Raw genomic sequence first — 13,490 nt, forward strand, 5'->3', positions numbered from 1 at the left:
CCTCATGATATATTATTGTGATATTTAATATCATGAATATTACAATAAAATTATCACTATATTATATCAACTATGACAATAGTTAATTACGAGAAATGATAAAAATCATATTAAAGAAAAAATATTTTTATTAAAAGATAATTATTTGATTCAAAAATAAAGAAGAGAGCGGAACACAGCACGTTTAACTTCTGAGCATAACCTAAAATCACCCTCGTATTTACGTAGGTAAATGCGAGGGTGATTTGTAGTTAGACGGAAGAAGTTGTGCTTTGTCGCGCGTTTAAGCTGCAAGTTTAATAAACTTTATAGTTATGTCACAATCTCATATGATTTATTCTTCAAAAGATAGTTTTTTAGATTTATTTGATTTTAAATTACGAACAAATTTGTCTAATTCTGATACTGCCAGGACAATTATTCCACCGAGTACTGCTAAATTCCATTCCATCATACCAATTGAACCAGTGTAAAAGATGTTTTGCATGAATGGAACGTAGGTTAATAATAATTGTAATATCATCATTAAACCAATGAAATAAAAAGCCTTAGGGTTGGAGAAGAAATCTCTTGATAGAGCAGGTTTGTTAGAACGAATGTTAAATAGATAAAATATTTTTCCTACTATCAAGACATTCACCATTGTAGTACTAGATATAACTGAACTTACACCGTTACTACGTAGATATGAATCGATAGTCAAACTGATTATTGCCATTAAGATTGAAACATAGGTGATTTGGAAAATATTATGTTTACTCATTAATTTACTACCAGTTTGTCTTGGTTTACGATTCATAATACCATCTTCGGCTGGTTCAAAGGTAAGAGCAAATTGAATTGTAATGGCGGATACCATATTGACCCAGAGCAATTGTGTGGGATGAAGAGGGATGTCACTCTTAGTAAGAATCGCATATGCAATTATTAAACCTTCGGAGAACGATATGGGAAGCAAATACAAGATACTCTTCTTGATATTATCAAATATTCTACGTCCTTCTTTAACTGCGTTTGAAATTGTTGCAAAGTTATCATCAGTCAGTATCATATCGGCTGAATCCTTGGCAACGTCAGTACCTTTGATACCCATTGCGACACCGATATCTGCTTGTTTGAGGGCTGGAGCATCATTGACACCATCACCAGTCATGGCTGTAACTTTGTCGTTAGCTTGTAATGCTTCAATGATTTCAATCTTGTTACCTGGAGTTGTTCTAGCAAATACTTGGTTCTCATTTGCCGCAATTATACGTTCATCTTCTGTTAATTCATCCCATTGCGGTCCAGTAATAGATTTTATGTTGTCCGCAAGTCCTAACTTCTCACCAATAGCAGTCGCCGTTACAGGACTGTCACCAGTAATCATTTTAACTTCAACACCAGCTGAACGAATTTCTTGTAATGCCTTAATAACTTCCTCACGAGGAGGATCGATGATTGCTGCAAGTCCTAAGAAGTTCAATCCGTTATTGATAAGGTCATGTGTTATTTTGGTTATTTCAGACGATACTTCTTTGTAACCAACAGCGATGACACGTTTGCCGTGCTCGGAGAAATCTTGTACACGCTTTGACCACGCTTCGTCGTTAAAGTTAGAATCAAACTTCTTTGCCATGTTGAATAACTTATCGGGAGAACCTTTAACAAATAGATAATTTTTATTATTTTTTCTGACTAGTTTAGCGATGTATCTGAAGTCAGAATCAAATGGCAGAATGTCGATCTTTTCGTACTCTGATTCTTCACCGTGATCATATATTTTGTGATATAACGATAAGAATGCGCCATCGGTTGGTTCACCAGTGATACTCCATTGGCCATCTTCGTTGATCAAATGAGTATCATTAGCTTGATAACCAGATTCTAGGAATAACTTCATTTTTGGAGAAATAGTTATTTCCTTACCATTTTGCGTAATTTGTCCTATAGGATCATAACCTGTACCTGTTACTTGATAGTCTTCATTATCAATCACAATATCAGTAACGGTCATTTCATTTTTGGTTAGTGTTCCGGTTTTGTCAGTAGCAATCACGTCCACTGAACCGAGTGTTTCTACAGCTGGCAGAGTCTTGATAATGGTATTTTGATTTTTAGCCATATCATTAACACCTTTAGCTAAGATAACTGAAGTAGTCGCTGGCAATCCCTCAGGAATAGTACCAACTACCATTGAGACAACCGCTAGTGATAATACTGAAATTGAATAAGCACCAAAGTACCAACCAATAACAAATGTTACTAGAGCCGCAGCTACTATGAAGTAAGAAACTCCGGCTCCAAGTTTGTCGATTACTTGCATTAGTGGAGTCTTACGAGCTTTAACAGCACCAACTTCAGTCGATATCTTTCCGATTTCAGTACGTTCTGCAGTGGCAACGACTAAACCTATTCCACTACCCTTGGTAACTGATGTGGATGCGAAAGCCATATTATTTTGATCAGCAAGTGCAGCTTCTTTATTGATAACATGAGAATTCTTAGGAACTGAGTTGGTTTCACCTGTTAATGATGATTCTTGGATTCTTAAATTATCTGAATTGATAATTCTCAAGTCAGCTGGCACGTTGTCTCCTGCTTCTAAGAAGACAGTATCGCCAACGACTAATTCTTCTGCGGATATTTCTTTTCGGATACCATCACGGTTTACCTTTGCATTGATTGATAGCATGTCCTTAATACGTTCAAGGGCATTTGAGGCACTGGTCTCTTGGAAGTAACCAATCAATGAATTACTGATAACTACTAGTCCAATAATGATTGAATCTGAATAATGTCCCAGAAGTAATGTAATGACCGCCGCAAAGATCAATACGTAAATTACCATGTTATTAAATTGATGTAGGAATATTTTCCATTTAGAGACTTTTTCGGTTTCTAATTTATTTGGTCCAGACTCTTTTAATCGTTTACTGGCTTCAGAAGAATCTAGTCCATAATCAAAATTTTTAATTTTATTTTGTTTCTTTAATTCTTCTAATTCTATTTTATAAGCTTTTTGGTCCATCGAATTCCTCGCTTTCTTCAAGTGGGGTTGGGTGGATCTAAAAACGCATTTATTCCGTGCGTACTTTTTAAGTTTATCAAGATAATTATATTAAGTAAAGGGTTATGCTTCTTATAAGATAAAAATGATAATAAAAAAGCACCCACGAATGTGGATGCTTAAGTTTTTATCTGCGACTTAGTTTAACTACAGTTTCAACATGTGGTGTTTGAGGGAACATGTCAACTGGTTGTAAGTAATCTACTCGGTATTTATTAGTTAAACGAGTTAAGTCTTTAGCTAGTGTGGACGGATTGCAGGAAATGTAAACTAGTTTTTCTGGACGATGACGTAATAAGGTGTCAATTAGTTTACCATCTAAACCAGTACGTGGTGGATCAACAATTACGGCGTTTGGTTTAATGTGGTCTGTTAATAATTCTGGGTAGACTTGATCAACTGAACCAACGTAGTAATCGGCATTTTCAATTTCATTGAGTTCAGCATTCTTTTTAGCATCAGCAATAGCTTCTGGAATGATCTCAATACCGTAAACGTGATTTACCTTTTTATCTAGGGTGATGCCAATTGTACCGACACCGCAGTAAGCATCAAGTAAAATATCTCTCTCCTCGGGGTTCAATGCTGTAGTAGCAATATCGTATAACTTATCAGTTTGAAGTGAATTCAATTGGAGGAACGCACGTGGTGAGAGGTTAAAGACATAGCCATTGATATCTTCTTGGAGATATTCGTCACCCCAGACTAGTCGAGTTTCATCACCCCAAACACTGCCCTTGTCATCAGTATTGATGTTTTGTGAGATTGAGCTAACTTCAGGGATTTGTTCTTGAATCTTTTCGATAATTTGACGTTCCTTGAGAAACTTAGCAGATCTTGTAATGAAGGTAACTTGTAACTTGTTGAATTCGACAGATTGACGGATTACAATCATGCGTAAGATACCAGATTTTGCTTCAGGATTGTAAACTGGGATACCAAGTTCTTTAACAATACCGACAATTTTACGCATGGCATCCATTGTTAAGTCCATTTGTGTTGGCATTTCTTCTAGATCAACTAGTTGTTGAGTTCCATTTTTATATAATCCACATAGAATCTTGCCATCAATTTCTTGGATAGGAAATTGAGCTTTATTACGATATTTTTCTTGTTGTGGTGAAGCGACAGTTGGTCTGATATTGTAATGTTCATATGCGTAAGGTTTGTACTTCTCAAGTGATTCACGAAGGATATCAGCTTTGAACTTTAATTGATCTTCATACTTGATATGAGCAAATTCTAATCCACCAACTTCACTAGCAAGTTCTGGTACATCAGGGTTACGATAAGGACTAGCTTTTCTGACTTTGTGAATTTTACCATTCAAAAACTTAGGGTGGATATCAGTTATTTCACACACGATAACATCTTCTGGTACGGCTTTTGGTACGAAAACAATAACGTGCTTAAAGAAACCAATTCCTTCACCATTGATTCCTATTCGTTTGATTGTAAGTGGAAAGCGGTCGCCCACTTGTAATTCTTCAGTTATATTATTATCCATTTGATTTTTCCTTTTTTAAAATATGCGATAAACTACACTAGAGTATAACATGTGAGGTTAGAGTATTGGCAAAAGTTACGAAAATACAAGCACAAAAGAGAAAGGGACGTTACAATGTTTACCTTGATGGTGAATATGCGTTTCCTGTTGGAGAGACGACCTTAGTCGATTTGAGATTGATGAATGGCGTTGAACTTGATGATAAACAAATTAAAGAGATTCAATCAAGAGAAAATATTAATAAGGCATACGGTGATGCAGTAAATTATTTGAGCTATCAATTGCGAACTGAAAAAGAAATGCGAGATTATCTATATAAGAAAGAGTACAGTTCTCCAATTGTATATTCAGTTATGGAAAGATTAGAAAAACTAAATTACTTAGACGATGAATCTTATGCAAATAGTTTTATTAACACGCAGTTAAATACTACTGCTAATGGCCCCAAGATAATTCAACAAAAAATGATTCAAAAGGGTGTTCCAGCAACAATAATTGAAGATAAGTTAGCTGAGATCGATGAAGATAGGTTGTTAGAGAATGCTACTGAATTCGCTAGTAAGCAAGTTAGAAAACAACGCCGCAAGTCATTCCAACAAATGATGACTAAACTTAAACAGAGTTTGTATCAGAAGGGATACAGTGGCGATATAGTTAGTCAAGCAATCGATAATTTGGAATTAGAACGTGATGATGATGCTGAACAAGAAAATTTAATAGCGATGATAAATAAGGTTCAGCACAGATACGATAATCCTTCTAAGCTAATAAATTATTTGATGACCAAGGGATATCGATTCGATGCTATCAAGAAAGCTCTGAGTAGTGATGATTAATCTCGATTTATAAAGTGATAATATCTTTTAATTGTTTCACAGCTCTGTTATAATTTTTCGTGAACAAGAAGTGGAAAGCCGGGTAATTTATGCAGATACCTAAAGAAGGAGATTACGTGGCAATCCAGAGTTATAAGCATGATGGTCATTTACATCGTACTTGGCGTGAAACAATGGTGCTGAAGACAAGTGAGAATGAGATAATCGGCTGTAATGAGAATACTCTTGTTACTGAATCAGACGGTCGTCGTTGGGTAACTAGGGAACCAGCATTGGTTTATTTCCATAAACATTACTGGTTTAATATTATAACCATGATACGAGAGAGCGGAGTTTCATACTACTGCAATCTAGCTACACCGTTTGCTTTAGACAAAGAGGCCATCAAGTATATTGATTATGATTTAGATATAAAGGTCTTTCCTGATGGGGAGAAGCGCTTATTAGACGTAGATGAATATGCTGCACATAGTAAGTATTGGAATTATCCACCAGAAATAGATACGATATTACATCATAATGTCGACATTCTAATCGATTGGATTGATAAAGGCAAAGGGCCGTTTTCTCAGGCTTATGTTGATCTTTGGATGCAGAGATATAAGGAATTGTCACACCATTAATTATTGGATTGTCCGATAAATAAAAAATAAGCTAAGACTAATATTAGTCTTAGCTTATTTTTTTAGGGTTTTTCGAGTTCAGTGATTATTATTTTATACTGTCAGTTTCTTCATCCAAAGAAATTCCGGATAGGAAATCCTTGATACGTTGTGTAGGGTGGTTGAAGAAATCTTTTGTATCGCCATCGTATAACTTATTACCATCTTCAATGAAGACGATCTTGTCAGAAACCAATCTGGCGAATTCCATATTATGTGTAACGATAATCATTGATTGACCTTGCTCACATAGTTTTTCAAGAATTCTTAGAACTTGAGTTTCAAGCTCTGGATCAAGGGCACTAGTTGGCTCGTCTAACAAAATATATTCAGGATGCATCGCTAATGCACGGCAAATTGAAATACGTTGTTGTTGTCCACCTGATAGTTGACTTGGATAACGATCTTCTAATCCTTCCAGGCCGACTTCTTTTAGTAGTTGTTTTGCTAGAAGTTCAGAATCGTTCTTGGAACGCTTCAAAACGGTAATAGGTGCAGTTGTAATGTTTTCTAGGACGGTTAAATTAGGGAATAAATTCCAATTTTGAAAAACCATACTAGTTTTACGTCTAAGGTTAAAACTATCTTTTTTAGAGATTGGTTTACTGTAATCAACCTCTATATCGGGAAAACTTACTGTTCCGCTTTCAGGGCGAACTAGCATGTCTAATGAACGAAGTAGAGTCGATTTACCAGAACCAGATGGTCCTAAGATAACGGTAGTTTTACCGTCAGGAAAGTCAACTGAGATATCATTTAAAACAGTTTTTCCATCGTATTGCTTATTAATATGTTTTGCTGAAATCATTAGTTTTGACCTCCCTTAACGTATTTAGATGTTCTGCGCTCTAGGTAATGTTGAAGCCAACTTAGAAGTGAGCAGACGATTGCATATAGTAATGCTGCTAATGAATACATCAATAGTGGTTGATAGTTCTTAGCTGTGATTTGTTGACTGACCTGGAACATTTCAAGAATAGTGATAGAACTAGCCAATGAAGTATCTTTAACTAATCCAATGAATGAATTAGATAGTGGTGGCAATGCAATTCTAACAGCTTGCGGGAGAACTACTTTCATCAGAGTTTGACGGGTAGTAAAGTTCAACGTATAAGCTGCATCCCATTGGTCCTGTGGAACAGATAACAGAGCAGAACGAATGGTTTCAGATGCATATGCACCAGTATTAAGTGAGAATCCAATTACAGCGGCTAAGAAGGCGGGTAACTGAATTCCAATACTTGGTAGTCCAAAGAATATGATGAATAATTGAACTAGTAATGGAGTGGAACGGAATAGCCACACATAAAAATTAGCAATAGCTCTTAAGGCTAACCAAGGATAGCGTAGAGCCTTATTCTCACTTGGTTCGATGAACTTAATCAGTGCTGTAAGAACAGCCAAGATAAGCCCAAAAATGAATGATATGATGGCTAATGGAATTGTGAATTGAAGCATTGCTCCAATCATTTCCGGCAGTGATGAAACTATAATATGCCACATGAAACGAAAACCCCTCTCGAAAATCTATTAGTTAAAAATAATTATTTTTTGGTGATATCTTCACCGAAGTACTTAACTGATAACTTCTTCATAGTTCCATCCTTATATAACTTCTTCATGGCCTTATTTACGTCGTCACGAAGTGCAGTAGATTTCTTGTTGTAAATTGGTGCAATTTTAGAAGCTGCGATGTATTTAGATGAAATAACTTGATATTTTAGATCTGTATTTTTGTGATCTTTTTTCCATGTTAAGAATGCTTCTTTAGAGTTAACAGCTGCTTCAACACGTCCTTGATCGATCATTGACATTGATGTTTGGAAATCAGCTGATGGAACAATGTCAGCACCATATTTTTCAGCCTTATTGTAATTGTCAGTACCAGTACCGGCAGCTACTTTCTTGCCTTTAATATCAGTGATATTCTTGATATCTTTGTTATCTTGTTTCATGATCAATGCTGATCTTGAGTAGATATATGGTGTTGAGAAAATATATTGTTTCTCACGTGATTTGTTCATAGCAACGTTGTTAATAACAACATCAAATGTATTTGAATTTAAACCAGCAATAAGTGAGTCCCACTTAGTAGGAACAAATTTAGCTTTCAAACCTAATTCTTTAGCTATGTCTTTGCCAAGGTCAACCTCAAATCCCTTTAGCTTGCCATCTTCACGATATGAGTAAGGTGCGTATGTACCCTCAAGACCGATAGTTAGTGTACCCTTTGTTTTTGTTTTAGCTTGATTGCTGTTACTTGAGCATCCGGTAAGGATTAAGACCAATGCAGCAATTGTAGATAAAAGCAAAATAATTTTTTTCTTCATATTTAAAACTCTCCCCATGTAAAATTATCATTTTCTATTCTCTCATATCTTTGCTATTGAATGAAAAAATATGTCTTTTAAAGATTAGATAAGTATTTTAATGAATACTATTTCAATCTTTTTGGCCATTTAAATGGCACTATTATTTTTACTATGTTTAAGTGCTGGAATTACTCCTTTCTGGTAGTGTGCATAAAAAAAGGAGGGCTGACTAATGTCAGCTCTCCTGAAGTTTATAGTTTGCACTACTTGTTTATCAATTGAGTGGTATTAGACATGCTGAAAAAGTATAGTAATTTTCAATTACTACACAACAACATGCTTGCATTTCGTTAACGCTGCTCATTTTCATCATGTCAAGTACCTCCATCAATTAAGTTGTCTCAAGATTATTATTTTTTTTTAGATAAGTCAAGGACTATTTCTTCTTTTTGCCAGTATAAATCGAAAGGGTTTCGAATTCTAAGTAGGAGGCAAGTGTCAAGGAAACTATGAGTATCAAGACAAGCCAGCCCAAAGTTCTACCGATTATTTGAGAGATAGTAAAAATATTAGCGACCAAATAAATACTTCCAATTGATAAGAAAAAGTCGATAAGCAGGTTAAATCCAATAACCCATCTACTACGTTCTAGGATAAAAAAGTTAATCAAACTTTTAAGGAATTTCTGTTTTGTACTTCGATACATTATTAGAACCGGACGCTGTGCAATGACTTTGACCGCAAACATTCCAAATGCACCGATAATACCGCCAATAACAACACGCCAAGTTAGGGCGTGAAGAACTAATGCGTTATAAGCTATTCCCACTACTAATAAACAAACGATATAGGGAATAATAAAAAATAGTATGTAAATAATAGAGATCTTTTTGTTAGACATTGTAAAAACTCCCTGTGTTCAATTAACTTATATTCTATCATGAAAAACCTTTATTGTTGAAACCAATAACACCTGCTATAATGTTTTTGTCTATTTAATTTTAAAACATGAAAGAGAGTGAAAGATTCAATGAGTGATGATCCTACCGGAGCGACGCTGACTGGACAGTTGATTTTAATAGTTGTGCTTACGTTCCTTAATGCTTTTTTTGCCGCTGGTGAAATGGCAATTGTTTCTGTGAATAAAACTTCCGTTGAGGAAAAAGCAAAGGATGGTAATCGTCGTGCTATTAAGATATTGCACGCAATTAATAATCCCAACAATTTCTTATCAACGATTCAGGTTGCAATAACTCTGGCTGGGTTCCTTTCATCAGCTAGTGCAGCTACAAGTTTAACTTCACTTTTAGAAGGTATCATTGGTAAGTTTCCTGGTAGTCGTGAGCTTTCTATCGTTATAATAACAGTTATCTTATCATACTTCACATTGGTGCTAGGAGAGCTTTATCCAAAGCGCATAGCGTTACACAGTCCGTATAAAGTTGCTAGTGCGACTGAGCCTGTTGTATCTATCTTTGGTAAGCTCCTTAAACCGTTTGTCTGGCTGTTGACAGTTTCAATCGAATTATTAATGAAGATAACACCGATTGACTTTAGTCAAAGGGACGACAAAGTTACTCGAAATGAAATGATGGCAACCATTCAAAAATCACGTCAGAGTGGAACCATTAATTCTGAAGAGTACCAAATGTTGCAGGGAATCGTACGTTTTGGTGATACAACAATTCGTGAGATTATGGTTCCAAGAATTGATACATTTATGATTGATATCAATGACCCAATTGATGAGAATATTGATGCAATCTTGAATCAGCCTTATTCTAGAATTCCTGTATATGGTGGCGATAAGGATACTATTATAGGTATTGTTCATATTAAGAACTTACTTAAAAAAGCTCGTGAATCTGGATTTGATAATATTTCTCTAAAGGACATTATGACAGATCCTCTCTTTGTACAAGAGTCTACTAACATCGATACTGTTTTGGTTAAGATGCGTAGTACTCAAACACAAATCACCATGGTTGTGGATGAATATGGTGGAATTGTCGGCTTGGCTACGATTGAAGATATCATTGAAGAAATTGTCGGTGAAATTGATGATGAGTACGATGAAGTAACAACTAATTATCAACGAATTAGTTCTCATAAATATTCAGTCATTGGTCGTTTGTCACTAGAAGATTTCAACGATTTGTTCATGGAAGAATTGGACGCTGAAGATGTCGATACGATTGCTGGATACTTAATAGCTAATATTGGTGAAATTCCAGATGAGAATCATCCTAAGTCATTTACACTTGAAGATGGAGTAGTCTTAACGTCAGGTGAAATGAATGGTTCTAGAATTGAGAAAGTTCTAGTTACTCTGCCAGATGATAAGACAAAGAGTGTTATGGCGAATACATTAAAAAAAGTTAATTAATTGGAAGGCGATATTTAGTCTCGCCTTCTTTTATTGCAATTTATATTAGGAGATATTATGGATCAAAAACAATTAGAAAAAGAAGTAAACAAACGTCGTACGTTTGCTATTATCTCTCACCCGGATGCTGGTAAAACTACAATTACTGAACAAATGCTTTATTTTGGTGGAGTTATTCGTTCTGCAGGTACAGTTAAAGCTAAGAAGTCTGGCCAATTTGCTACAAGTGATTGGATGGAAATCGAAAAGAAACGTGGAATTTCCGTAACTAGTTCAGTTATGCAATTTCATTATCGTGATAAGGATGTCAATATTCTTGATACTCCAGGACATGAGGACTTCTCTGAAGATACTTACCGTACTTTAATGGCGGTTGATGCGGCAGTAATGGTTATTGATTCTGCTAAAGGTATTGAACCACAGACAAAGAAGTTATTTAAAGTTGTAAAAAAACGTGGAATTCCTATTTTTACATTTATGAATAAGTTAGACCGTGATGGTCGTGATCCACTTGACCTTATCGCTGAATTAGAAGACCTATTGAATATTGAAGGTTGTGCCATGAATTGGCCTATCGGTATGGGTAAGGAATTAAAGGGACTTTATGATATTGATAACAGTCGCGTTGAATTATATCGTAAGGATGGCGATGACAGATATTTGCCACTAGATGAGAATGGTAAGTTACCCGCTGGTAATGAATTAGAGGGTGAAGGTGTCTACGATCAAGCAGTTGGTGAAGTAGACTTGATCAAAGAAGCTGGTAATACTTTTGATCTTGATAAGGTTATGAAGGGTAATCAAACACCAGTATTCTTTGGTTCAGCTTTAACTAACTTTGGTGTTCAAACATTCTTGGATGCTTTCTTAGATATGGCGCCAGCTCCAGCGGAACACAAGATCAAAGATAGTGATGAGATTGTTAAACCAGATGATCCTGAATTTTCAGCATTTGTCTTCAAGATCCAAGCTAATATGAATCCTAATCATCGTGATAGAATCGCGTTTGTGAGAATTTGTTCGGGTGAGTTTGATAAGGGAATGGATGTCACTTTACAAAGAACTGGCAAAGTTATGCGTCTAAATAATGCGACTGAATTCATGTCTGATCAAAGAGAACAAGTTAAGACAGCCGTTGCTGGTGATATTGTTGGATTGTATGATACTGGTAACTTCCAAATTGGTGATACGATTTATTCCGGTAAGAAATCAATTCAGTTTGAAGATTTACCACAATTTACTCCAGAAATGTTCATGCAAGTTCAAGCTAAGAACGTTATGAAGCAGAAGTCATTCCATAAGGGTATGCAACAACTTGTTCAAGAGGGTGCGGTTCAGCTATATAAGACTTATACAACGAATGACTATATTCTTGGCGCTGTTGGTCAACTACAATTTGAAGTTTTCCAATTCCGTATGAAGAACGAGTATAATTGTGATGTTGTTATGAATCCAATTGGCTCTAGAACAGCACGCTGGATTGATCCAGAGCAACTTGATCCCGCAATGTCTTCAACTAGAAATATGTTGGTTAAAGACATGGATGATCAACCATTATTCTTGTTTGAAAATAGATTTGCTGAAAATTGGTTTGCAAGCAAGTATCCAGATGTTAAATTAACTTCTAAATTGTAAAAAAATAAAATGCCCCATAAATAAAATGCCCCATAAATGTTAGACAAAAATCTAGCACTTATGGAGCGTTTTTTATATCATAATTTGTTTTTAGTATTCATCCCTTAAAATTGAGTATACGACTTCATCACAAATTCCATTATTATTGTAGCCTTTGCTCCGTAGTACACCTTCAAAACTCATACCGCTTTTGTGCATAACGTGTCCTGAATTAGGGTTATCACTATCATGACAAGCTTCAATACGGTTAACATCAGTGTTTTCAAAGAAGAATTTTATTATTCTTTTTAGTGCCTCAGTAGTATAACCATTGTGCCACCATTTCTTTCCAATAACGTAACCTATTTCTACCGAGTTTACCTTTCCAGAAAAATCAACGGCTGAAATAGTACCGATCAAATCGTTAGTTTCTTTAATAACGATTCCCCAGTCATAAGTGCAAGGATCATTGTAAGATTTAACACGATACTTTAAAAATGCTTGAGCTTGACTGACTGAATCGTAGTTTGGCCAAGACAAATACTTTGTTACATCAAAGTCGCTTGCCCAGTTGTTAAACATTGATTGGGCATCATCTTTATTTAATCGTCTTAATAATAATCGCTTAGTTGTTAGTGGAATTGTACCGATATTATTCATAATATAAACACCAGCTCTCGTAATAAATTATCTAAATCTTACAACAACTGTGAATAATTATGTGAAAATTTTGTTATTATATTTAGGTTGAGTTTTTAGACTCATTTATGAGGTGGAAGTTTTATGGATAAAAAGTTATCTTGGCGAAATTCGCTGTTTATTGGATCTATGTTGTTTGGATTATTTTTTGGAGCGGGGAATTTAATTTTTCCAGTTTTTATGGGGCAACAGGCAGGACGCAATGTTATTCCGGCGATAATTGGATTTCTAATAACTGGAATTGGATTACCGTTATTAGGAGTTGCTGGAATGGGATTAACTCGTTCGAATAGTGTTTTTGAATTATCAGAAAAAGTTAATAGGCCGTTTGCTTTTATTTTTACAGTGTGAAGTGCAAGACAAAAGTTAGACAAAATTAAATATTTAAGCTGCTAAAGCATGTTCCCGGTATTCTACTGGTGACA

At 35.3% G+C, this 13,490-nt stretch carries 11 protein-coding genes and 1 pseudogene; 5 read left to right on the top strand and 7 right to left on the bottom strand.

Annotation, left to right across the window (positions count from 1 at the left end; genetic code table 11):
- Positions 1-334 precede the first annotated feature (334 nt).
- On the bottom strand, positions 335-3,010 hold the full coding sequence (locus tag EKM79_RS07985; protein WP_125567659.1) for an HAD-IC family P-type ATPase: 2,676 nt from the start codon (positions 3,008-3,010) through the stop codon (positions 335-337).
- A 166-nt stretch (positions 3,011-3,176) separates the two neighbouring features.
- Positions 3,177-4,556 carry a 23S rRNA (uracil(1939)-C(5))-methyltransferase RlmD gene (rlmD, locus tag EKM79_RS07990; protein ID WP_125567661.1) on the bottom strand — a complete coding sequence of 460 codons (1,380 nt, stop codon included), beginning with the start codon at positions 4,554-4,556 and terminating at the stop codon, positions 3,177-3,179.
- Positions 4,557-4,621: 65 nt separating this feature from the next.
- On the opposite strand from rlmD, the gene recX reads away from it, so the two are divergent.
- Both recX and ntdP read left to right on the top strand, forming a co-directional pair.
- Positions 4,622-5,392, top strand: a complete 771-nt coding sequence (gene recX, locus EKM79_RS07995; protein ID WP_125567663.1) for a recombination regulator RecX — start codon at positions 4,622-4,624, stop codon at positions 5,390-5,392.
- A gap of 89 nt (positions 5,393-5,481) precedes the next feature.
- A complete protein-coding gene (ntdP, locus tag EKM79_RS08000) occupies positions 5,482-6,015 on the top strand; it encodes a nucleoside tri-diphosphate phosphatase (RefSeq protein WP_125567665.1) in 534 nt (177 codons plus the stop codon).
- 88 nt (positions 6,016-6,103) lie between these two features.
- On the opposite strand, the gene EKM79_RS08005 is transcribed toward ntdP, so the two are convergent.
- From EKM79_RS08005 to EKM79_RS08020, 4 genes are all read right to left on the bottom strand, one after another.
- A complete protein-coding gene (locus EKM79_RS08005) occupies positions 6,104-6,862 on the bottom strand; it encodes an amino acid ABC transporter ATP-binding protein (protein ID WP_125567667.1) in 759 nt (252 codons plus the stop codon).
- On the bottom strand, positions 6,862-7,557 hold the full coding sequence (locus EKM79_RS08010; protein WP_125567669.1) for an amino acid ABC transporter permease: 696 nt from the start codon (positions 7,555-7,557) through the stop codon (positions 6,862-6,864). The genes EKM79_RS08005 and EKM79_RS08010 overlap by 1 nt, the downstream gene beginning before the upstream one ends.
- 41 nt (positions 7,558-7,598) lie before the next feature.
- Complete coding sequence (locus EKM79_RS08015) at positions 7,599-8,384, bottom strand: transporter substrate-binding domain-containing protein (protein ID WP_125567671.1); 786 nt, start codon at positions 8,382-8,384, stop codon at positions 7,599-7,601.
- Positions 8,385-8,802: 418 nt separating this feature from the next.
- A complete protein-coding gene (locus tag EKM79_RS08020; protein ID WP_125567673.1) occupies positions 8,803-9,267 on the bottom strand; it encodes a hypothetical protein in 465 nt (154 codons plus the stop codon).
- Positions 9,268-9,396: 129 nt separating this feature from the next.
- Here EKM79_RS08020 and EKM79_RS08025 point away from each other — a divergent pair, with 129 nt between their 5' ends.
- Positions 9,397-10,752 (top strand): hemolysin family protein, encoded by a 1,356-nt coding sequence (locus EKM79_RS08025; RefSeq protein WP_125567675.1) that lies wholly within the window; start codon positions 9,397-9,399, stop codon positions 10,750-10,752.
- Between the two features lie 57 nt (positions 10,753-10,809).
- Entirely contained in the window at positions 10,810-12,387 is a 1,578-nt protein-coding gene (locus tag EKM79_RS08030) for a peptide chain release factor 3 (protein ID WP_125567677.1), read from the top strand.
- 90 nt (positions 12,388-12,477) lie between these two features.
- Here EKM79_RS08030 and EKM79_RS08035 read toward each other — a convergent pair whose 3' ends face one another.
- Positions 12,478-13,026 (bottom strand): GNAT family N-acetyltransferase, encoded by a 549-nt coding sequence (locus EKM79_RS08035; RefSeq protein WP_125567679.1) that lies wholly within the window; start codon positions 13,024-13,026, stop codon positions 12,478-12,480.
- A gap of 123 nt (positions 13,027-13,149) precedes the next feature.
- Between EKM79_RS08035 and EKM79_RS08040 the strand changes: the two are divergent.
- Positions 13,150-13,413 (top strand): annotated as a pseudogene (locus tag EKM79_RS08040) (branched-chain amino acid transport system II carrier protein); the annotation flags it as partial.
- Positions 13,414-13,490 lie beyond the last annotated feature (77 nt).

The sequence above is a fragment of the Companilactobacillus insicii genome, from assembly GCF_003946015.1.
Lineage (GTDB): Bacteria > Bacillota > Bacilli > Lactobacillales > Lactobacillaceae > Companilactobacillus > Companilactobacillus insicii.